The sequence below is a fragment of the Streptomyces sp. NPDC048566 genome, assembly GCF_043199735.1.
Lineage (GTDB): Bacteria > Actinomycetota > Actinomycetes > Streptomycetales > Streptomycetaceae > Streptomyces.
On sequence record NZ_JBICWL010000024.1, the window covers coordinates 34,212 to 55,437 of the forward strand.

A 21,226-nucleotide genomic window follows, 5' to 3' on the forward strand; every position below is an offset into this window, starting at 1 on the left:
GCTTCCGTCAGACTCCGGGACGCCCGAACACTCACCCGCTGAACAGCTGTGTCACCTTCTGGACCAGCTCGTAGACGCCGTAGCCCAGCGGTGCGCCCACCCAGAGCCAGGCGAGGACGACGAGGGGCCTGCGGTCAGGCGGACTCGGGCTGCTGTCGTGCGACATCGGCTGCCTCCCTCGGTGCGGGGACGTGGTGGCGGGAGTGGACGGGCCGCACGAACTCGTTGGCGACGAAGCCTACGACGAGCAGCCCGATCATGATCAGGAACGACATGCCGTAGAGCGCCGAGCCGTGCCGGCCCGCCGCCTCCTGGTGATCGGCGATGCGGTTGACGATCAGGGGTCCGAGCACGCCGGCCGTGGACCAGGCCGTGAGCAGCCGGCCGTGGATCGCCCCCACCTGGTAGGTGCCGAAGAGGTCCTTGAGGTAGGCCGGGACGGTGGCGAAGCCTCCGCCGTAGAAGGAAAGGATCACCAGGGCGCAGAGGACGAACAGCGGCTTGGAGGAGTCCCCGAACCAGGCGATGAGCGCGTACATGAGGGCGCCGGCGCCGAGGGTCGTGAAGGCGGCGTACGCCAGTCCGTGGACGAGGAAGGCCAGTGCCATCCCGTGGGAGTCCGACCCGAAGGAGTCGAGCATGCGCGCGGACCAGGGGGAGGCAATCAGCACGCCGCCACCGAAGCCCGTGATCGCGATGCCGGTGGCCATGCCGGGCCGGTCCCGGAACCGCTCGGAGGGACGGCGTGCGGCCCGCTCCGTCCGTGCAGGACAATGGGTGCCGGACGGTCACCCGCTCCCGCGACGGACCGGTGGCCCGACGGGCAACCGCCGCTCCAGGGCCTCACCGGCCGGCCGCACGCACAGAACCGGGACTGATCGGGACATGGGACGAGTCACGGAACGACGCAGGGTGATCCGCATCCGGGACGGGGCCGTGAACACCCGCCCGGACACGCTCGTCGCGGAGGAGCCGCTGGAGATCCGCCTGAACGGCAAGCCGCTCGCCATCACCATGCGCACCCCCGGCGACGACTTCGCGCTCGCCGCCGGCTTCCTGGTCAGCGAGGGGGTGCTGGGCGCGGCCGGCGACCTGCGGAACATCGTCTACTGCGCGGGCGCCACGGCGGACGGCTCCAACACCTACAACGTCGTCGACGTGACGACCGCGCCCGGTGTCGCCGTCCCCGACATCACCCTCGAACGCAACGTCTACACGACGTCGTCCTGCGGCCTGTGCGGCAAGGCGAGCCTGGACGCCGTCCGGACCACGGCCCGCTGGCCGGTGGACGACACCGCGGGCGGCACCCGCGCCCCCGTACGGCTGGAGCCGGCGCTGCTCGCCGGGCTTCCCGACCGGCTGCGCGCGGCCCAGCAGGTCTTCGACCGCACCGGGGGCCTGCACGCGGCGGCCCTGTTCACCGAGGACGGCGAACTGGTCGACGTCCGCGAGGACGTGGGCCGGCACAACGCGGTCGACAAACTGGTCGGCCGCGCCCTGCAGGAGGGCTCCCTGCCGCTCGCGCGGACGGTCCTGCTGGTCTCCGGGCGGGCGTCGTTCGAGCTGGCGCAGAAGGCGGTGATGGCGGGCATCCCGGTGCTCGCGGCGGTCTCGGCCCCCTCGTCGCTCGCCGTCGACCTGGCCGCGGAGACCGGCCTGACCCTGGTCGGCTTCCTGCGCGGCTCCACCATGAACGTGTACGCGGGCGAGCACCGGATCGCCCTGCGGGCCCCGGCCTCCCGGGTCTGACCGGGCTTCACCGCGACACGGCGGCGGGGCCCCGAACGGCGGGGTGCGCCCCCCCGCGCCGTGAGGGGCCCCGCCTCACGCCGCCCGCGCCGCGATCCCGGGGAACTCCCCGGCGGCCCCGCGGGCGGGAGACGATCGTTCGGGGGGGGCCGGCCGACCGGGCGACGGGGCGGGCCCGCCGCCCTTCGTGCCTGCGCTCAGCGCGCCGCGAAACGCACCTCGGCCGCGGTGACGACCGTACCGAGACGGGGGAAGTCCAGCCGTACGGAGGCGTCGTGCTCGGGGGCGGTGAAGGCGGCCATCGCGTCCTCGACGAAGACCAGGTCGTAGCCGAGGTCGCCGGCGGCGCGCGCGGTGGACTCGACCCCCAGGTTGGTGGCGATCCCGCCGAACACCAGGGTGGAGACGTCGCGTTCGCGCAGCTTGCCGTCGAGGCCGGTGCCCTGGAAGCCGCCGATGGTGTGCTTCACGATCTCCAGGTCTCCCCCGGCGGCCAGCCCCGCGACGAGACCGCTGCCGGGCGGCTGCTCGGCCACGCCGGAGCGCTCGACCCGGACGAGCACGACGAGCGCCCCCTCCTTGCGGAAGGCGGCCGCCAACTCCTCCGCGGTCGCGAGGACTTCGGTGCCCTTGTGGGGCGCGAGCGGCAGCGCCACGATGCGCTCCATCAGATCGACCAGGACGAGCGCGGTGCGGGCCGGATCGAGGGCGAGGCGGGGTTCGGCTTCGGGTGCGGTCATGACGGAACGTTAGCTCGCATCAGCCGTCCGTACCGGAAATCCGGATCAACAAACCCGTGAACTGCTCCCGCCCGGGTCGCCCGGCAGTGTCCCGGCCACCGGCGCGAGCGTTGCGACACCCACGCCCCTCCCGCAACCCCCCGGCGCCCGTCTTACGTGCACGACTGCCTGAGCAGGGCGGAAGCAGCCGCCGGGCGGCGCGCAGCCGCCGCAGCGGTCCGGGGCCCGGCGCCCCCCGTTGCGGACGCCCGCACGCCGAGCGGCAGCCGTCGGGCGACACGCGCGAGCGGGAACCCCCGGCCGGCTGTCCGGACCGACGGCCCGCGGGTGGCGCGGGCGGGCTCAGCCGGAACGGGTTCCCCCGGCGACCGCGCCCCGCGGGGCGGCGCCCGGAGGCGTCCGGTTCCCCGGGCCTCCGGCGGACCCGGCACCGCCGCGCGGCCGGTGCGAGCCCGTCGCCTGCGTCCGGGCGCCCGGACCCGTCCCGCCGGCCGGGCCGGCCGCCTCGGGGTCGCGGGCGCGGCGCTTGGCGATCACCGCGCACACCATGAGCTGCATCTGGTGGAAGAGCATCAGCGGCAGCACCGCGAGCGAGGCGTGGGCGCCGAACAGGACGCCCGCCATGGGCAGTCCGGAGGCCATCGACTTCTTCGATCCGGCGAACTGGATGGCGATCCGGTCCTCCCGGCCGAAGCGCAGCGCCCGGCCGCCGTACCACGTGAGGGCGAGCATCACGGCGAGCAGCAGCGCCTCGACGGCCAGCAGACCGGCCAGCCGGACGGCGCTGACCTGGTGCCAGATGCCCCGCACCATGCCCTCGCCGAAGGCGGTGTAGACGACGAGCAGGATCGAGCCGCGGTCCACGTAGCCGAGGACCTTCCGGTGCCGGCTGACGAACCCGCCGATCCACGGCCGCAGCACCTGACCGGCCGCGAACGGCACCAGCAGCTGGAGCACGATCCGGACGAGCGCGTCGGTGGAGAGGCCGCCGCCGCTGCCGCCGAGCAGGGCGGCGGCGAGCAGGGGCGTGAGGACGATGCCGACGAGCGAGGAGAAGGACCCGGCGCAGATCGCGGCGGGCACGTTGCCGCGGGCGATCGAGGTGAAGGCGATCGAGGACTGGATGGTGGAGGGAACGAGGGTGAGGAAGAGCAGGCCGGTGTAGAGGTCGCGGGTCAGGAGCACCGGAACGAGGCCGCGGGCGGCCAGGCCGAGCAGCGGGAACACCACGAAGGTGCAGGCCAGCACGGTGGCGTGCAGACGCCAGTGCCTGACGCCCTCCATCGCCTCGCGGGTCGAGAGCCGGGCCCCGTAGAGGAAGAACAGGAACGCGATCGCGGCCGTGGACGCTCCGGAGGCGACCTCCGCTCCGGTGCCGCGCGCCGGGAGGAGGGCGGCGAGCCCCACGGTCGCGAGCAACAGCAGGATGTAGGGGTCGATCGGTATCCGACTCGGCCACTGCAGGCGTTTCACGGTGCTCCACTGCTCGTTCGGTGCGTCGGCCGGGCAGGTCGTGCCGTGCCGTGTTGCGTCGTGCCCATCGTCCTCCCCGGCGGAGCGATCGGGAATCGGTCACACCGCTCTGACTGTCATCGCGTTCCGCGATAACGTGGCCTCCGTGTACGACCCCTCGCAGCTGCGCACGTTCCTGGCGGTCGCCCAGACGCTGAGCTTCACCCGGGCCGCCCGGCGGCTGGGGGTGCGCCAGTCCACGGTCAGCCAGCACGTGCGGCGGCTGGAGGACGCGGCCGGGCGGCAGCTGTTCTCCCGGGACACGCACTCCGTGGACCTCACCGAGGACGGCGAGGCCATGCTCGGCTTCGCCCGCCGCATCCTGGAGGTGCAGGAGCAGGCGACGGCGTTCTTCACCGGGACGCGCCTGCGCGGACGGCTGCGCTTCGGGGCCTCGGAGGACTTCGTGCTGACCCGGCTGCCGGAGATCCTGGAGGGGTTCCGCTCCGACCATCCCGAGGTGGACCTGGAACTCACGGTCGAGCTGTCCGGCACCCTCCACGAGCGGCTGGCGGCCGGCCGGCTCGACCTGGTGCTGGCCAAACGGCGGCCCGGCGACCCGCGCGGCGAACTGGTCCGGCACGACCACCTGGTCTGGATCGGCGCCCCGCGGCTGCGCCTGGACCCCGACCGGCCGGTCCCGCTGATCGTCTATCCGCCGCCGGGCATCACCCGCGCCCTCGCCCTGGAGGCGCTGGAACGGCAGGGCCGGTCCTGGCACGTGGCCTGCACCAGCGGCAGCCTGAACGGGCTGATCGCCGCCGCCCGTGCGGGTCTGGGCGTGATGGCCCACTCCCGCGGCCTCGTCCCGCCGGGGCTGGTCCGGGTCCCGGACCGTGCGGGCCTGCCGCCGCTCGGCGCGGTCGACTTCGTGCTGGTGCACGGGCACCGCCGGCCCTCGGCGCAGGACGCGGCGGACGCGCTGGCGGCGGCGGTCCTCGCGAGCGGCGACCGGCTGCACCGGGGACGGCGGGGCTGACCGCCCTCCCCCGCCGTCCCGGACGCCGGAGGGGGGAGGCGGCGGGGCGGGGACGCGCCGCCGCGGCACTCCGGGCGGCCGCAGAGGGGACGTACAGATTCCGTGGAGATTACGGAACCGAAACCTACGGAGCCGTAGGCGATTTGGTCCGACCCCTTCCCTTGTGCGGGCATTTCCCCGGCTGACCTGTGCGGACGCCGCGACCGCGGGCGGTGCGACGCCCCTCCCCTCCGGTCGCGGCGTGGGGTAGCTTTCACCGCGCTGTGCGGAGGCCACGAGGAGCGGTATTGCGCGAGTTCACCAACCCCCCCTTGGCGTCGGCGCCGCCGGTGGGCGGCCTGGCCGACGCCGTCTTCGAGCATGCCCGGCAGGACCCGCTGCGGATCGCGCTCGGCCGCAAGGACGACCGCGGAGAGTGGCGCGACGTCACCGCGGCGGAGTTCCGCGACGAGATCCTCGCCCTCGCCAAGGGCCTGATCGCCGACGGCGTGCGGTTCGGCGACCGGGTCGCCATCATGTGCCGCACCCGCTACGAGTGGACGCTCTTCGACTTCGCCCTGTGGACCATCGGCGCCCAGGTCGTGCCCGTCTACCCGACGTCCTCCGCCGAGCAGGTCTTCTGGATGCTGCACGACGCCCAGGTGGCGGCGATCATGGTGGAGCACGAGGACCACGCCATGACCATCGCCACCGTCGTCGACCGGCTGCCGTCGCTGCGCCGGCTGTGGCAGCTCGACGCGGGCGCCCTGCACGAGCTGTACGAGTCGGGGGCGCACATCGACGACGACGTCGTGCACCGGCACCGGCGGGCCGTCACCCCCGAGTCGACCGCGACGATCATCTACACCTCGGGCACCACCGGACGCCCCAAGGGCTGCGTCCTGTCGCACGAGAACTTCATGTTCGAGGCGGACACCGTCGTCGAGCGCTGGGAGCCGGTCTTCCACTCCCGGCGCGGCGACGAGGCGTCCACCCTGCTGTTCCTGCCGCTCGCCCACGTCTTCGGACGGATGGTGCAGGTGGCCGTGGTGCGCGGCGGGGTCAAGTTCGGGCACCAGCCGCAGCTGAACGCGGCGGCACTGCTGCCGGACCTGGCCGCCTTCCGGCCGACCTTCTTCCTGGCCGTGCCCTACATCTTCGAGAAGGTGTTCAACGCCGCACGCCGCAAGGCGGAGAAGGAGGGCAGATCGGGCCCCTTCGAGAAGGCCGTCGAGGTCGCGGTGCGCTACGCGGACGCGATGGAGTCCAAGGCGTGGGGCATCGGACCCGGACCCTCCGCGACCCTGCGCATGCAGCACCAGGTGTACGACAAGCTCGTCTACTCCAAGGTGCGGGCCGCGATGGGCGGCCGGGTCCGGCACGCCATGTCGGGCGGCTCGGCGATGGACCGGCGGCTCGGCCTGTTCTTCGCGGGCGCCGGCGTCGTCATCTACGAGGGGTACGGGCTCACCGAGTCCACGGCGGCGGCGACCGCCAACCCGCCGGAGCGCACCCGCTTCGGCACCGTCGGCCAGGCCGTCCCCGGGACCACCGTGCACATCGCCGACGACGGCGAGGTGTGGCTGAACGGCGGCAACGTCTTCCAGGGCTACCTCAACAACGACAAGGCCACCGACGCAGCGCTGCACGACGGCTGGCTGGCCACCGGCGACCTCGGGTCCCTGGACGAGGACGGCTACCTCACCATCACCGGGCGCAAGAAGGAGATCCTGGTGACCTCCGGCGGCAAGAGCGTCGCGCCGGGCGTGCTGGAGGAGCGGGTGCGCGACCATCCGCTGGTCGCCCAGTGCATCGTGGTCGGCAACGACCGCCCGTACATCGCCGCGCTCGTCACCCTCGACTCCGAGGCGGTCGAGCACTGGCTCCAGATGCGCGGCAAACCGCAGCTCGCGGCCGGCGAACTGGTGCACGACGCCGATCTGGAGACCGAGGTGCGGCGCGCGGTGGTCGCGGCGAACACGCTGGTCTCGCAGGCCGAGTCCATCCGCACCTTCCGGATACTGGCCCACCAGTTCACCGAGGAGCAGGGTCTGCTGACCCCGTCGCTGAAGCTGAAGCGCCGGGCCATCGAGAAGGCGTACACGACCGAGGTCGAGGCGCTGTACCAGGGGTAGCACGCGCGACGCCGGCGACCGCCCCGGGCGGCGGGCCGCGCGCCCGCCGGGGCGGGCTTCCGGCCGACTCCCCGCGTCGCAGGACCGCGGGCCCGGTCAGGAATGCATCACGGGCCGTGATCGTTGACCATGGGAGTACCACCCGACGACTGAAGGATCGAGAGCTCGTGAGCAAGGTCCCCCCGATCATCCTGAACAACGGCGTCGAGATGCCGCAGCTGGGCTTCGGCGTCTGGCAGGTGCCGGACGACGAGGCGGAGCGGGCGGTCGCCACCGCGCTGGAGGCCGGGTACCGCAGCATCGACACCGCGGCGATCTACGGCAACGAGGAGGGCACCGGCAAGGCGATCGCCGCGTCGGGCGTTCCCCGCGAGGAACTCTTCGTCACCACCAAGCTCTGGAACAGCGACCAGGGCTACGACTCCACCCTGCGTGCCTTCGACGCCTCGCTGGAGAAGCTCGGCCTCGACCACGTGGACCTGTACCTGATCCACTGGCCGCTGCCCTCCCGCGACACGAACGTCGACTCGTACCGGGCCTTCGAGAAGATCCACGCCGACGGCCGCGCCAAGGCCATCGGCACGTCGAACTTCCTGCCGGAGCATCTGACGAAGCTGATCGACGCCACGTCCGTCATCCCGGCCGTGAACCAGATCGAGCTGCACCCGCACCTCCAGCAGCACGCCGCCCGCGAGTTCCACGCGGAGCAGGGCATCGCGACGGAGGCGTGGTCGCCGCTCGGCCAGGGCAAGGGCCTGCTGGAGGTGCCGGCGATCGTCGCCATCGCCCAGAAGCACGGCCGCACCCCCGCGCAGGTCGTCCTGCGCTGGCACATCCAGCTCGGCAACGTCGTGATCCCGAAGTCCGTGACCCCCTCGCGGATCAAGGAGAACATCGACGTCTTCGGCTTCTCCCTGGACACCGAGGACATCGCGGCCATCTCCGCCCTGAACGAGGACCGCCGGCTCGGCCCGGACCCGGCCACCTTCGAGATCGGCTGACCGGCCCCGCCGCCCGCCCCTCCGCCGGCCCGGACGCGCCCGTCGCGTCCGGGCCGGTGGGTTACGAACAGTTCCCTGCCCCGGCCGTAGGGCATGCGGCTCCCGCCCGCCCGGCACTTCGGCGAGACCCGGACCTTGCAGTCCGCGGCCCCCGGCCAGGACGCGCGCCTCGTCGTCGTTGACGAAGTCTCACCACCGAACGTAGCCGTTCCCGCACAAGCCGTTCCGACGAGACCTATATTCAGAGGGTCGAAGCTGCGCTGCCGCGGTCCGGGGGGACTCACCAAGTGATGCCGCTGACGAGCCCATTGCCGCTACCTTGGGAAGGCGGGACGTCGGACATCTGCTTGCCTTCCTTGCTGGACCGTCTGCGGTCGATGGAAGGTGAGGACCCCGCCCCCAGAGATCTGGCCCTGACGCTTACCTACGCGCTCGCACGGATGCAGAACCTGGGACCGGCGACGGACGGCGATGCGCCACCTTATCTGCGCCACGCCCAGGCCGCCTTGGAGATTGCCGTCGAGTGGAAGATGCCGGTGGTCGAGCGCTGGCTGGTGGCCTGGCTCACCGCTGCGGACCTGCCACACCTGCGCATGCGCTGGTCCAACCGCTCCCGCGACGGCCGGGCGCGTATGGACGGACGCGCTGCGGGCGCAGTGCACGCGATGACAGGCACAGGCTCCGGCATCTGCTTGGGAACGGTGTCCGGGGCTGTGGAAGCGTGGACTCCGGGCCGCGCGGTCGAGCCCATCGAGAACCTTCCCTCGGCGGTATGGACCGTTGCGGCCACCGGTGACTGGCTGTTCGCGGCGGGGCCCAACGCACGTTTCGTGGGCCGCGGACCGACCGGCAGCGCCACGTGGCCCGAGCTTCCCCACACAGCGGGTATCTCGGCCGCGGCCGTCACCGGCGCCGGACATGTGGTCTTCGGAGACGAACAAGGGGCCGTTCGAGTCTGCGAGCCAGGGCGACAGTGGAACAGGCTGCCGGCATTCGCCCCGTCGAAGGTGATCGCCGTCGCGATCGACGAAGAGCGGATCAGCGCAGTCTGGAGGGACGGCCGGGTGACCGTCGTGGAGCACCCTCCGGCAGAAGGTCGAGTTCGTTTCGATCACCATCTCGGCGGGACGGTGGCCTGTGCCGCCTGGGCGGCCGACGGACAACTCGCCTTTGTCCTGGACGAAGACTCACGCGTGTGCATTCTCCGTGAGGGGACAGTCCGTACGGCTTGGCGGCACCCAGGGGTGCGCATCCTGGCCTGGTCGCCCGGCGGCCGCCTCGCGAGTGCCGGCGCCGATCAGAAGATTCGAACCACTCGGCCCGAACCGGGCACGGAGCCCGACGAGTTGGGCGTGGAGAGCAGGATCACCGCCGTGGCCTTCGTCAACGAGGGCTCCCTGGTGACAGCTCATGACCACGAGCTGATGCAATGGGATTTGGCCAGGTCCGGCAGCGACGACCCCACCTTCGAGACAGGCGAGACGATCACCGCGGTCGGCCTGGACCCGCTGGAACGCGGCCGCTCCGCTGTGGGCACTCAGCTGGGTCTCCTCCAGGAGTACGACGGCAGGGGAACCGCGCTTCAGTGGTCTCCTCCCCGCGTCACCGGGACCGTGCACCAGTTGGTGCGGCACCGCCAGGGCTGGCTGGTCGCCGGTCAGGACGGGGCCTACTGGTGGAGCCCGCCAGCCGGAGAGCCTCACCGACTCTCCCACCGCCTGTGCCTGGCCGTGGCGACGTGGAGGGGCCGTCCGGTGTACGGGCACTACGCCGAGGTCGTCACTCCCGGCCACCCGTCCGGAGGTGACTCCGTGATCCTGATGACATTCGAGGTACCTGTCCGCGATATCGCGACCGGCGACGACGGATCCCTCGCAGCTCTGGACCGCAATGGAACCCTTCAGGTGCTCTACCACGACGGTCGTCGCTGGCGGCGCTGGCGGCAGGAAAGGGCGGGCGACCGCCTGTTGTCCTGCTCGCCGGACGGGCCGCTCCTTCTGTCGAGGGCCGACGGCGTCGTGTCGGCCTTGTCACGGCGCGGCACGCGCCACTCGACACGGCTCCATCCCGGCGCCGTGGCCGTTGCCGTGGGAGGCGACGGCGAGTTGGTGGCTGCCTACGGCGACCGCGGGGTGGCCGTGTTCCGCCGGTCCAGCACGGCAACACCGGACGATCTCGCTCCGATCGCCGTCGCCCCAGGCCGTTTTACCTGCGTGGCAGCCGCCTCGGGACGAGTGGTCGCCGCCGGCGGCGGACGTACGGTCGGATACGACACGATCGGGCCCGATGCCCGCGATGCCACTACGGCCGGAGCAGTGAACCTGCTCCTCGTCCGGGAGGAAGGCGGGTGCCGCATTCGCTTTCCTGGCGGCGGCAGCACCTTTCTCCGGGAACGGGATCTCGCCAGATTCGAGGAGTGTGCCAACAGCACCACCGTGGGCGAACTCTCCGAAGCCGTCCATCTCGGTGGACGGCTGGGCGACCACGTGTGGTTCGGCGGACTCGACCGGGAGATCGACATGGCGCGAGCGGCAGACCCCGGCCGAGCTGTACGTCTCAACCTGCTGATCGACGGAGATCACCTCGTCAGTCATCCCTGGGAGCTCCTCCACCCTGCGGGGGCGGCCCTCTGCTGGTTCGACACCCCTCCTGTCACCATGCTTCGAGTCACCGCCAGACTCGACGGCAACGCGGCGGACGACATCGCCCGGACGCCCACGGGACGACCACGGATGTTGGTAACTCGGACCGACGACCCCCTCTTGGCGGGGGTGGACGAAGCCTACGACCGGATGCGGCGCCGGACTCGGCGCAGCAACGTGCGGCTGGTCAGTGGTCTGCCCCTCCTGGTGAAGACCACGGAAGATCTCGACCGCGCCCTCTCGCCCACGGACGTCCTGCACCTCTGGGCCCACTCGGGTCCTGACGGAGTCGTACTCCCGTCCGGAACGACCGTCCCCGTACCGGAGATGGCACGGCGAATCTCCCGGACCGGAGCACGCCTCGTCGTTCTGGTCGGATGCCGATCCGCGGCTCTCGGCCGGACTCTGGTGCAACACGGGGTGGAAGCGGTGGTCGGGATGCGTACCGGCGTCTACAGCCACACCGTCCAGTCTCTGGTCGAGGAACTGACAACGCGCATCCTGGCCGGTGTCCCGGTGGATCTCGCCTTCGTCGAAGCGCTCAGGCAGTACGTACTCACCGGGCAGCCCGGAGCGCCCGCCATACCCCTTCTGCATCTGCGGGCCGGCTCGACCGGCGCCCTCTTCCATCAGGCCGAAGCCACTTGAGACGTCACGACTCCACGGAGGTACCGATGCCGGACAGGCTGGCGTTCCACGAATCCTTCGACTCGACCCGAGCGACCGCCGACCACCCCGACGACCACCCCAATCTCGCCCAGGCTCAGGCCGAGGCCGTGGTCAGCCTCTTGATGGGCCGGTCTCTGTCCGTCAACAACACTTATGCCTTCGACTCCCGAGGGATGCTCGATCTGGCCGACGTCGTGTTGGAGACCTGGGAACGGGCCAAGCAGGGCCTGTCGCGAACACCCAGAGCACGGCTGGCCGGAGCACGCCCCTTCGTCCTGCACCGGTTCCGGCAGCCCACGTTTCTCGCCGCCTGTTCCGATCAACTGCGACGGTCGGACCCCGAGGCGCGAAACTTCTTCAAACTCTCCACCTGGCAGCCCGTCGACCGGCTCCCCGCCGTGCGGCATGCCTTTGCCGCCAGCCTGGACCGGCTGGCCTCTGACGGCGGGGCACACCACGTGCCCGCGGAGATCCGGGACCATGCCCAGCTGGCACGCCACCTCGACGTACTCCTCCGCCTGAACGACTACTTCGAGGGGTCTGCCGAGTACGACCGCAGTCGCGAGGCACGTGTGCCGCAGACTTCGGTCAAGGGCTACGTGCAGCACCTGCTCGACATGCCCGCGGACAGGGTCTCGGAAGTGGCGGCCGGGCACGGCTGCCCGGCGGACACGGCCCTCCGCCTACAGACAGCGGTACGGGCGAAGGCGGAGGAGACGGCGGGGCCCGATCGTCAAGTAGACGCCGGTGTGGTGAACCGCGGTTGGGTGCACGGCTCGGGTGGCCTGGATGGACGAGATCCACTGCTGGACGACCAATTACGTGAGCTGGTCGACACTCTGTACAACGCAGTGATGGCAGAATCGGCATGTGCCCGGTTCGAGTACATGTCGTCCGTGCCGCGTATGGACGGCAGGGACGAGTTGAAACACGTCAACTCCCTGGCGATGGCCCTCATCCAGGACACCGTTCCGTCCGAGGGCGAGCAGCGGGAAACGCATCAACGCTCGCCTCGCATGGCCGGGATGTTCGCTGCGGCGGAGACGGTACCGAACCTTTCCTCTGCACCACTGCGCCAGGTCTTCGAAGCGTACTGGGCGCTTATGGCGGACGAGGAGCGCTGGTTCGCCTGGCAGGACTCCTGTGCGGAGCTTGATCGGCTGGTTCGCCTCAACAGACCGGTCGACGAGGAGCTGCGCGAGGCCTGGGAGTCCCATCTGGCCCAGTTGCAGGCGTCCTTGCCCCATGTCGTGACGGTGGAGCGCAGCCGGCTGGCGATCCCGGTGGGGGCGGACGACGGACGGCACGTGCAGACCATGGCCCTGGGGAGCCTGTCCGAAGCCGATCTGGACCGCTCGTTCGCGGCAGGCGAGTACCTCGGGGACCTGGCACGCTCCCTGGGTACCGCGGGACGGCACGGCGGATGACGACGGCTCTTGAGCTGCTGCTTGGCGGCGACGCGCCGGAACCGTCGTTGCTCGGATGGCTTGCCGCTCACTGCGACGTCACTGATCTGCCTGCGGTTGCCCAGGTGGCTGCGGCGGCAGGTGAGCTGGCGCCCCATACCGGATGGCCGGTGATCGGCGAGGCCGTCCAGCAGGTGTACTCCGGAAGGGCGGCCGACACGGACATCCCGCCTCCGGGACTGCCCGAGGCACCTGTTTCCCTGGCCACCGGTCTCCTGCGACTGGCTTTCGAGGCCGACGTCCCGCTCGGCGGGCTTACGGACCAGGAGGTCGCGTATCTCATCCCGTTCCTGGCCGAGTCCGCCGAAGCCCTTCGGCGATCGGTCATGGCTGTGGAGGCGGCGGTACGCTCCGAAGCGGCCTGGTACGCGACCGCGCTGGCGGCGAGGGTTTCCCCGTACATGGACGACGAAGGCCGGTCTCGGATCGCGGCGCTCGCCGGACGGCTGGATGACCGCTGGGGAACCAGGCTGGCCGAACTCGTCGAGGTCCGCGCGCCCTGGCCCTCCGTGGCGGACGAGTTGGACGCCTCGCACCCGAGCATTCCCCTGGCGAACGAGGTCGCGGCCACCCAGGACGACGCGGTGGTGGCGGAGAGCTGCCGACGCGCCCTCACGCGCCTTGCCGAACGCCACCCCGTCCAGCCGGAAACGGACGACCTCTTCGATCTGTCAGCCGTGTCCGAGGACGAGGAGATCTCGCCGCCCGACGCGGACCCGGATGCTTCTGACATGCCCGGCCAACGGCCTGGTCTCCTCGGTCCGGACCCCTCCGGCCGCCGCACCCGCTATGCCAATACGGGTGTGGCCCGGCCGGATCAACCGGAGGTCCACCTGCGCTCCGAGCAATGTCTCGAGCCCGACACTCCCTACCTGTTCTGGTTCGAAATCGCTGAAGAGGTGGCCGAAACAAGCATCGACCTGAATCCGGAGCCGGTGGAATTGCCCACCGGGGTTCTGACGGTCGCGTTGTTCGGCTTTCCCGGGCACATCGAGATTGTCGACGGCCAGGATCAGGGCCGGATGGAAATGCGGCCCGACGGGCGTGTCGAGGTGGTTGCCGGGCCTGCAGGCACTCCCCGGTCCGGCACGCGCCTCTTCTTCCCCATCCGGACGCCGGCACGACCCGGTAGATACCTGCTGCGCTGTCATCTCTACTACAAGGGGACACTGCTGCAGTCTCGGCTGGTCCAGATGCAGGTCGAGATCGGTGCGGCGATTCGCACCGGTGCGCTCACCGCACGGGTCGACTACACGGCGGGGATCGCCCCCGATTCCCGCGATCTCGCGGACGTCCTCCCCTTGACCTTGTCGGTCTTCGTCAACGACAACGGTGACGGCACACACAGTCTTCGCTTTCTGGGCGAAGGCGAGGTCAAGACGCAGACGGTTCTCGACGAACGACAACTCGTGAACATCATCGAGGAGATCCGAGGCGCGCTACGCAAGACCGCATGGGGGTGCAGCGATCCCGAGAGTTCCGGTCCCCCGTTTCGGTACGACGACACCGTGCCGCCGGACTACGAACAGGATCTCATCGACCTGGCCTGCAAGGGGTACCGGTTGTGGACGGCGATCGGCGGCGGGTTCGCCGAACGCAATGTCGACGGGGCAGCGGCGAGAGCCCCCATCCTCCGACTGGCAGACCGGCTGCGAAGGCCTGGCGTAATCGAGATCGCCAGCAAGGACCACGCCGGGGTGGTCGTCCCGGCAGCGCTGATCTACGACCACCCTCTCGACTGGGGCGGCGAAGAGGGGGTGCGCCTGTGTGAAGAGTTCAAGCACGCCGGCCAGGAAGGTGACGACCTGCTGGAAAGCAAATGTTTCCGGGGTGAATGCCCCTCGTACGACGACGACGCCGTAGTGTGCCCCAGCGGATTCTGGGGCTACCGGCACGAGATCGGGCTTCCGCAGTCGACCGTACCCACCTTTCAAGACGCGATGACGACGGCTTCCTCGCCCGGCGGCGGCCATTGCATCGACTACACCGAACGGCCTCAGTCCATCGTCGGCGTTTCCGAGGATCTCGCGGGTGCCCATACGGAACACGTGCGGTCCCGGTACCGCGGAACGGTTCTCACCCGGCGGGAAGACCTGCTGAGGCGCCTGCGGGACAGCAACGTCCCGCAACTGCTCTACTTCTTCTGCCACGGAGAGGTGATCAAGGGAAATCCGATGCTGCGTGTCGGTGACGCCTTCACCCCGCCGATCTCCTGGGAGCATATCGCGGACGGGCGGATGCACTGGCCGAACAGCCGGCCTCTGGTCTTCCTGAACGGATGCCGCACCGCAGCCGTCGAGCCCCGCCACGCGATGACCTTCGTGAAAGCATTCGTCCACAGCGCCCGCGCGTCGGGACTGATCGGCACCGAAATCATCACCTACGAATCGTTGGCGGCAGACTTCGCCAAACGCATGCTGCACCCGTTCATGGAGCATCACTGGACCATCGCGCGCGCCATGCGGGAAGCCAGGGTCACTCTGCTGGCCGGGCGGAATCCCCTAGGACTGATCTACGTGGCGTACGCTCCGCCCCATTTGCGCATGAGACACAGGGGCCCCGGGCTGGAGGGGCGACCTCAGTGCACCTGAGTGGCTCCTCCTCCGCCCATGGCACGGCCGGCGCTCCTGTCGGAGGAGATCTGCTCCGGCTTCGGCCTCGGGCGTCGCCCGTCCAGGAACCACTCCATGGTCCAGCCCTCGCTCCGAAGGACGAGCAACACCAGCAGCGCGAAGTACCCGAAGAAGCCGATCGCCAAGCCGATTCCGTAGGCAGCGAACAACCGGGACTGCTCCGGAAACAGCGTCAGGACGGTGCCTCCGCCGAGTGCCCCCACGATCGCCAGGACATCGGCGACGGCAACCGTGGTCCTGTACCTGTTCACGAAGTAGGTGAACCAGCCGATGACCATGCCGAAAAACATCGATCCGCATTCGATGTACGTCACTCGTCCCCCTTGACGACGGCTGCGACTATCGGCGCGACTGCTGAGCGAGGACGTACCGGAAGAGGAGATGGAGGCAGGCACCCGCGCCCAAACCGAGAACAGTCGGTACCGCGCCCTCGGCGCCTGCGGCGAGCACGCCGATCCCCACCGCCGTTCCGGCCGCGGCAGTCCGTGCCAGCCACGCACTCGGCCCCGAACCCGCAGCCGCCACCACCCATCCGACAACGGCGCCGAAGCAGATCGCCCCACCCACCATCACGCGCCTTCCTGTTCACCCCGCCCCACATGGAACGTGTCAAGCGTACCGCCACGCCTCCCACAAGGTGCTTTGATCGCCCGGAGGGGGCGGCTTCAAGAACATCGCCCCGGACCCACCCGCAACCCCCCGCACCCCCGGCACGACGCGGAGATGAACGTGGGCACGCTGTTGACTCACCGATCCCTACTCCGACCTGCGACGTAACACTCACCCAAAAGTCACGCCGAGAAGTCTCTCCCCCCACCGGCGCTCCACAGATCCGCCGATCTGGCGGCTAGGGTCGTGCCGGCCAACGCGACCGTTTCAACCGAAGGGTGACCTGACATGCTGCCCGACAAAATCTCCCGCGCGGCTGAACCCGCGTTCGCGCATGCTCCGTGGTTGTCGGTGTATCTCGACGACGTGGAGTTCGCCGGAGACACGTTCAAGTACCTGCGTCTGGTCGAATCCAACGGCGCGCCCGGGACGGTCGTGCTGCCTCTGTGGGGTGAATCGGTGGGGATGGTTCGGCAGTACCGGATCGCTCCGGCCGCGGACCTCTGGGAACTTCCTCGGGGATTCGGTGAGTCTCCCGAAGAGCCGGTGAAGGACGCCGCACGCGAACTACGGGAGGAGACAGGTCTGACAGCGGACACATGGACGGATCTGGGCAGTGTGATGCCCAACAGCGGACTGACGGCCGGATCTGTCCGCCTGTGGCTGGCCACGGTCGGTGGCCGGCGGGATCTCTCCGCCCTCGACCACGAGATCGATCGGTTCGCGTGGTGGCCGATCTCCCGTCTCCGGGCCGCGATCACGGCCGACGAGATCCAGGATGGTTTCACCATGGCGGCATTCCTCCGTGCCGAGTTGCTCGGGCTGCTCACCGGGGACACCAGCGGAAGGACGACGTCAGGTAAGAGCAACATCAGGCACGATCTCGGTGCCGCCCCGGGGCGTACCGGTGCCGACCAGTCGTGAGCGCACCTCGAGCACTCCCGATGTCCCTCTCCCTGCCGGACACGCGGCGTTGAGTACAGAGGTGCGCTCAGGGCCCAGCGGGCCGGTTGCTAGCGGGGTTTCACGCCCACGTGGACGGTCAACGCGGTCAGGACGAAGGTGTCCGTGCGGTGGTGCACGCTCGCCTTGTCGTCCGGGTCGAGCAGGCGGTCGAGGGTCGCGGCGTCCTCGGCGCTCAGGTCCTCCGCGAGGCCGTCGCGGAGGCGGGCGAGGGAGGTGACCACGAAGGCCCGGGCCTTCTCGGACAGCGGCGCCGGAAGGTCGACGAGGAAGGTCCGGGTCGCCGAGTGCCGCAGGCCGGCTGCGGTGAGCAGGCCCGGCCAGTCCTCCGTCTCGGACACCGAGCCGGGCAGCTCCTCCCGCATCCGGGTGAACCACGTGTCGTGCACGGCGTCCAGGCGCGACGCGAGGCCCGGCCGGCCGATGCCGACGTCGCGTGGCAGGAACCGGGTGGGCAGGCCCCCTTCGAGCAGGGCCAGGGTGCCGCCGGGGGCGAGAGCGCGGGCGAATCCCGCGAGGGCGGCCCGCTGGTCGCCGACGTGGTGCAGCGAACGGCTCGCCCACACCAGGTCGGCCGGGCGCTCCACGTCGCCGACGCCGTCCTGGAGTTCGGCCCGGACGGTGGCGAAGCGGTCGGCGATACCGAGGCGTTCGGCGCGGGCGCGGGCCTCCGCGAGGAGCGGCTCCGCCCCGTCGACGGCGACGACGCGCGCGCCGGGGAAGGTCTCGGCCAGCAGACAGGAGATGACGCCGGGGCCGCTGCCCGCGTCCACGACCAGCCCGGGGTCGGACCGCTGCTCGCGCAGCCACCGGGCGGCCTCGGCGTAGGCCGGGGTGAACAGCTCCGCCTCCTGCACCAGCAGCGGCAGCAGGGCGGCGAAGTCCATGGGCTCGTGCCCGTGACCATGACCGTGCCCTCGGCCGTGGTGGGGGCCGTGGCCGTGCGCGGCGGTGGGAGCCGGAGCGGCGTCGGCGGCCGGGTCGGGGGGTCCTGCCGGGTGGCGGCGCCGGTCGTGGTCCTGTGCCATGGCGGAAGCCTCTCTCTCGGGATGCCGAAAGCGTGCACCGCCGTGTCCGGAGGGGGCCAGCAACGTTGCTCGAACGGCAAAAAGAGGGGAGGCGAGAGGCGAGGCGACCGCTATCGCCCCTGTCCGGCGGGGTGATCGCGCACCGCCGGACCGGGGCGGCACGGGCGTGGGAGCGGCGCGGGAAGGTGGGCCGGGGACGTCCCGCCCGGGATCGGGTGCCCGGCCCGGGAAGGTGGGCCGGGGACGTCCCGCCCGGGATCGGGTGCCCGGCCCGGGGCAGGACCGTGACGACGCGCGCCCGGGCGGTGCCGCGCGCGCAACGATCCGCCTGCCGGCCCGCGTGGCGCGCACACGCCCCGGATATCCGAGCGGCAGGCGCGAGTCCCGGATACTCGTTCGGCCCGCGCAGGTCCCGGACACCCGAGCGGCACGGGCACCTCCCGGGTACGCGTGAGGCACGCGCAGATCCCGGATATCCGAGCGGCACGCGCGGGTCCCGGACACCCGAGCGGCAGGTACAGACCCCGGACGAGCGGCACGCGCAGGCTCTGGACATCCGTGCGGCACGCGCAGGCCCCGGAGACCCGTGCCGCACGCGCAGGTCCCGGACACCCGAGCGGCCTGCGCAGGTCCCGGAAGGGCGACTGTCGCGTGCCGCTCCGGACGCCGGGCGTCGTAGAGCCGGGGCGGCGGGGCGCCGGACGGTCCCCGCCTCGGCCGCCGCGCCCCGCGTGGGCCCGGAAGCCGGGGGCCCCACCGGCCTGCCCGGCGGGGGCGGCCCCGCGCCGTCGCGGGCGGGGCCCGGTCCACCACGGGGCGCCGCCGACCGGACCCGGCCGGCGGGAACTCCCGGCGGCGGGGCGTCACTTGCTGACGGCGAACCTCATCAGCGCGTTCTCGTCGCCCTGCTTGATCTTTCCGGTCAGATTGATCACCTGGAGCTTCCAGGCGCCGCCGACGCGCTGCGCCTTCGCCACGGCGCAGCCGTTGTCCTGCGACAGCAGGCTCGGCCAGATGTCGGCGACCTGCGTGCTGCTGCCCCCGGTGGCGTCGTACACCTTGAAGCTGATGTTGCGCGCCTTCTGGAAGGAACTGCCCTTCTTGTAGGCGGCGGCGATGAACACGATGGACGTGATGTTCGGGGGAATCCGCGCGAACTCGACGGTCACCGTCTCGTCGTCGCCGTCACCACGTCCGGTCTGGTTGTCCCCGCTGTGCAGCAGCGAGCCGTTGCCCATCGGGTCGAGGGAGTCCAGGCCCGCGAGGCGCACCGGTTCCCCGCCCTGCATGGCGATGGCGATCAGGTCGAGGTCGGTTCCGCTCTTGCGGCGCAGCGCGCCGAGCACTCCGCCGCTGCTTCCCGCGGTGGGGTCCCAGGACACCCCTATGGACAGGTGCGTGACACCGTCCAGATCCGCCGGGCCGTCTTCCTTGGTGAGCGTCATCATGCGTGCATCATCCTCTGCGAAATGGGACTGCGTCAGGCAAATTGTGCCTGGGTCGTTCCGGGGTGTGAGCCCGGGGCGTCGATGGGCGGCGAGCCGCCTAGTCCTCGTCCTCGCCGCCTCCTGCGTCGTCGGCGTCGTCGTCCTCGGCCTCGTCGTCCTCGTCGTCCTCGAAGAAGTCGCCGATCTCGTCGACCACCTCCGCCGCGACCATGCCGCCGACGACCCCCACGGCCACCCCCGCGGCACCGGCGGCGATCGCCGTGCCCACGCCCGGCCCCGACCGGTGCCCGCCGCGCGGCTCCGCGTGCGCGGTGTGCGCGCCCGCGTAGGGGTCGGCGTCGCCGTAGGGGCCGTAGGAGCCGAAGGAGGCGGTGCCGTAGGACCTGCGGTGTTCCAGCAACTGCCCGATCCAGCCGTCCACCTCGGTGTTCCAGTCCCGGGCGGCGCTCTCGTCGTGGCCGACGGTGAAGTGGGTGAGCGCGTCGTGCCCGGAGGTGAGGAGGCCGCCGCGCTTGTCCGCCTCCAGGACGATCTCCGTCGCGTACGGCGTGGCCAGGAACGTCAGCTCGATCTCGTTCACCTCGTGCGCGTACCGCGGCGGCGGCGTCAGCTCGATCTCCTGGTAGAAGGGGAGCCGCTGGCCGGTGCCGCCGATCCGTCCCAGCTCCAGGTCCGCGGAGCGGAAGGCGAAGCCCAGCTGCCCGAGGGCTTCGAGGACCGCCTCCTGGACGGGCAGCGGGCACACCGCCAGAGCGTCCAGGTCGCCCTTGTCCCGCGCGCCGGCCAGCGCCAGTTCGGTCCGGACGCCGAGGACGATGCCGAGCGGCTGCCCGTGCAGCTCGCTCACCGGTGTCTCCCACGGCAGCGTCACCCGGAACGGCACCGACCGGTCCTCCTGCGGTCCGAGCCGGAAACCGCCCCCCACGGTGAACCGTTCGAAGGCGACGAAGCCCTCGCTCTCCCCGTCCTCGTGCTCGGCCTCCACCCGGGCGACCAGTTCCAGCACGATGTGATCGATCTCCGCGGCCGTGTCGCCGCCTCTCAGGCGCACTTCTCCGGACAGCGAACCGCCGGGCGGGACCGCCCCGCCGTCGAGAACCGTGTCCACCGAGGGGCCACCTACGCCGATCGCCCCGAGCAGCCGTTTGAACACCATGCCGGTGTTGCTCCTTCACTCATCGCACTGGTCGTCCTCGGCGGCCGGCGCTGCCGGCCGCACGGTGTCAGAACTGGCCGGGGCGGTAAAGAAGTTCCCAAGTCACCTGATCGGAGGTGTCGCGTTCGCCCGGCGTCCTCGCCGCGGCCGGGCCCGCGGGTCAGCGCGCCCCGTGGCCGGGCGCGAGATCCTCCACCCGGCGGGCGAGTTCGAAGTCCAGCGCGGTGACCGCGCCACCGACGCTGTGCGTGTTCACGGTGAGGGAGAGGGTGTTGTAGCCGAGGGTGAGGTCGGAGTGGTGGTCGAGTTCCTCCTGCACCTGGGCGATGTGCACGACCATCGCGGTCGCCGCGAAGTGCGAGGCGAGCCGGTAGGAGCGGGCCAGCCGGTCGCCCTCCAGCGTCCACCCGGGCAGCGCGGCCAGCCGCTCCTCGATGTCCTCGCGCACCAGCGGTTCGACGGCCATGAGCGGTTCCCTTCGTACGGCGCAGCCGGAGACGTTCCCCCGCGAGGGTGC

General features: G+C 71.0%; 16 protein-coding genes and 1 pseudogene. 8 read left to right on the forward strand and 9 right to left on the reverse strand.

The features are described from left to right. Positions 1-31: 31 nt before the first annotated feature. Together ACGFS9_RS26985 and ACGFS9_RS26990 are read right to left on the reverse strand one after the other, a co-directional pair. Positions 32-166, reverse strand: a complete 135-nt coding sequence (locus ACGFS9_RS26985) for a hypothetical protein (protein ID WP_393256798.1) — start codon at positions 164-166, stop codon at positions 32-34. Continuing rightward, a pseudogene (locus ACGFS9_RS26990) lies at positions 135-728 on the reverse strand (MFS transporter); the annotation flags it as partial. The pseudogene ACGFS9_RS26990 and the gene ACGFS9_RS26985, both read right to left, overlap by 32 nt. 157 nt (positions 729-885) lie before the next feature. Here ACGFS9_RS26990 and fdhD point away from each other — a divergent pair. Further along, a complete protein-coding gene (gene fdhD / locus ACGFS9_RS26995) occupies positions 886-1,749 on the forward strand; it encodes a formate dehydrogenase accessory sulfurtransferase FdhD (RefSeq protein ID WP_393256799.1) in 864 nt (287 codons plus the stop codon). 197 nt (positions 1,750-1,946) lie between these two features. On the opposite strand, the gene ACGFS9_RS27000 is transcribed toward fdhD, so the two are convergent. Together ACGFS9_RS27000 and ACGFS9_RS27005 are read right to left on the reverse strand one after the other, a co-directional pair. Next, positions 1,947-2,489: an isochorismatase family protein gene (locus tag ACGFS9_RS27000; RefSeq protein WP_393256800.1), complete on the reverse strand. Its 543-nt coding sequence runs from the start codon at positions 2,487-2,489 to the stop codon at positions 1,947-1,949. Between the two features lie 342 nt (positions 2,490-2,831). After that, the gene (locus ACGFS9_RS27005; protein ID WP_393256801.1) at positions 2,832-3,962 is read right to left on the reverse strand and encodes a bile acid:sodium symporter family protein; all 1,131 of its coding nucleotides are present in this window, start codon (positions 3,960-3,962) and stop codon (positions 2,832-2,834) included. Positions 3,963-4,107: 145 nt separating this feature from the next. Here ACGFS9_RS27005 and ACGFS9_RS27010 point away from each other — a divergent pair, with 145 nt between their 5' ends. From ACGFS9_RS27010 to ACGFS9_RS27035, 6 genes are all read left to right on the forward strand, one after another. Continuing rightward, positions 4,108-4,980 carry a LysR substrate-binding domain-containing protein gene (locus tag ACGFS9_RS27010; protein WP_393256802.1) on the forward strand — a complete coding sequence of 291 codons (873 nt, stop codon included), beginning with the start codon at positions 4,108-4,110 and terminating at the stop codon, positions 4,978-4,980. Between the two features lie 287 nt (positions 4,981-5,267). Next, positions 5,268-7,094 (forward strand): AMP-dependent synthetase/ligase, encoded by a 1,827-nt coding sequence (locus ACGFS9_RS27015; RefSeq protein WP_393256803.1) that lies wholly within the window; start codon positions 5,268-5,270, stop codon positions 7,092-7,094. Between the two features lie 209 nt (positions 7,095-7,303). Beyond that, positions 7,304-8,095, forward strand: coding sequence for an aldo/keto reductase (locus ACGFS9_RS27020; protein ID WP_393256846.1), 792 nt, complete (start codon positions 7,304-7,306; stop codon positions 8,093-8,095). A 356-nt stretch (positions 8,096-8,451) separates the two neighbouring features. Next, positions 8,452-11,385 (forward strand): WD40 repeat domain-containing protein, encoded by a 2,934-nt coding sequence (locus ACGFS9_RS27025; RefSeq protein ID WP_393256804.1) that lies wholly within the window; start codon positions 8,452-8,454, stop codon positions 11,383-11,385. Positions 11,386-11,411: 26 nt separating this feature from the next. Then, positions 11,412-12,833, forward strand: a complete 1,422-nt coding sequence (locus tag ACGFS9_RS27030; RefSeq protein WP_393256805.1) for a hypothetical protein — start codon at positions 11,412-11,414, stop codon at positions 12,831-12,833. After that, positions 12,830-15,463, forward strand: a complete 2,634-nt coding sequence (locus ACGFS9_RS27035; RefSeq protein WP_393256806.1) for a hypothetical protein — start codon at positions 12,830-12,832, stop codon at positions 15,461-15,463. Before ACGFS9_RS27030 ends, ACGFS9_RS27035 begins: the two co-directional genes overlap by 4 nt. Here ACGFS9_RS27035 and ACGFS9_RS27040 read toward each other — a convergent pair. Then, complete coding sequence (locus ACGFS9_RS27040; RefSeq protein ID WP_393256807.1) at positions 15,451-15,819, reverse strand: hypothetical protein; 369 nt, start codon at positions 15,817-15,819, stop codon at positions 15,451-15,453. The genes ACGFS9_RS27035 and ACGFS9_RS27040 overlap by 13 nt on opposite strands. Before the next feature lie 583 nt (positions 15,820-16,402). Here ACGFS9_RS27040 and ACGFS9_RS27045 point away from each other — a divergent pair. Continuing rightward, complete coding sequence (locus tag ACGFS9_RS27045) at positions 16,403-17,038, forward strand: NUDIX hydrolase (RefSeq protein WP_393256808.1); 636 nt, start codon at positions 16,403-16,405, stop codon at positions 17,036-17,038. Between the two features lie 89 nt (positions 17,039-17,127). Here ACGFS9_RS27045 and ACGFS9_RS27050 read toward each other — a convergent pair whose 3' ends face one another. The 4 genes from ACGFS9_RS27050 to ACGFS9_RS27065 all read right to left on the reverse strand — a co-directional run bounded on the left by ACGFS9_RS27050 (position 17,128) and on the right by ACGFS9_RS27065 (position 21,175). Further along, positions 17,128-18,105, reverse strand: coding sequence for a class I SAM-dependent methyltransferase (locus ACGFS9_RS27050; protein ID WP_393256809.1), 978 nt, complete (start codon positions 18,103-18,105; stop codon positions 17,128-17,130). A gap of 863 nt (positions 18,106-18,968) precedes the next feature. Next, positions 18,969-19,553, reverse strand: a complete 585-nt coding sequence (locus tag ACGFS9_RS27055) for a TerD family protein (protein WP_393256810.1) — start codon at positions 19,551-19,553, stop codon at positions 18,969-18,971. A gap of 97 nt (positions 19,554-19,650) precedes the next feature. Further along, complete coding sequence (locus ACGFS9_RS27060; RefSeq protein WP_393256811.1) at positions 19,651-20,709, reverse strand: sporulation protein; 1,059 nt, start codon at positions 20,707-20,709, stop codon at positions 19,651-19,653. Between the two features lie 160 nt (positions 20,710-20,869). Then, entirely contained in the window at positions 20,870-21,175 is a 306-nt protein-coding gene (locus tag ACGFS9_RS27065; protein ID WP_393256812.1) for a 4a-hydroxytetrahydrobiopterin dehydratase, read from the reverse strand. Between the last annotated feature and the right edge of the window lie 51 nt (positions 21,176-21,226).

What these genes read in the sequence shown, in the direction of transcription:
- ACGFS9_RS26985 (WP_393256798.1), bottom strand. Translation starts at nt 166, where the DNA reads ATGTCGCACGACAGCAGCCCGAGTCCGCCTGACCGCAGGCCCCTCGTC.
- fdhD (WP_393256799.1), top strand. Translation starts at nt 886, where the DNA reads ATGGGACGAGTCACGGAACGACGCAGGGTGATCCGCATCCGGGACGGG.
- ACGFS9_RS27000 (WP_393256800.1), bottom strand. Translation starts at nt 2,489, where the DNA reads ATGACCGCACCCGAAGCCGAACCCCGCCTCGCCCTCGATCCGGCCCGC.
- ACGFS9_RS27020 (WP_393256846.1), top strand. Translation starts at nt 7,304, where the DNA reads ATGCCGCAGCTGGGCTTCGGCGTCTGGCAGGTGCCGGACGACGAGGCG.
- ACGFS9_RS27030 (WP_393256805.1), top strand. Translation starts at nt 11,412, where the DNA reads ATGCCGGACAGGCTGGCGTTCCACGAATCCTTCGACTCGACCCGAGCG.
- ACGFS9_RS27035 (WP_393256806.1), top strand. Translation starts at nt 12,830, where the DNA reads ATGACGACGGCTCTTGAGCTGCTGCTTGGCGGCGACGCGCCGGAACCG.
- ACGFS9_RS27045 (WP_393256808.1), top strand. Translation starts at nt 16,403, where the DNA reads ATGCTGCCCGACAAAATCTCCCGCGCGGCTGAACCCGCGTTCGCGCAT.
- ACGFS9_RS27050 (WP_393256809.1), bottom strand. Translation starts at nt 18,105, where the DNA reads ATGGCACAGGACCACGACCGGCGCCGCCACCCGGCAGGACCCCCCGAC.
- ACGFS9_RS27055 (WP_393256810.1), bottom strand. Translation starts at nt 19,553, where the DNA reads ATGATGACGCTCACCAAGGAAGACGGCCCGGCGGATCTGGACGGTGTC.
- ACGFS9_RS27060 (WP_393256811.1), bottom strand. Translation starts at nt 20,709, where the DNA reads ATGGTGTTCAAACGGCTGCTCGGGGCGATCGGCGTAGGTGGCCCCTCG.
- ACGFS9_RS27065 (WP_393256812.1), bottom strand. Translation starts at nt 21,175, where the DNA reads ATGGCCGTCGAACCGCTGGTGCGCGAGGACATCGAGGAGCGGCTGGCC.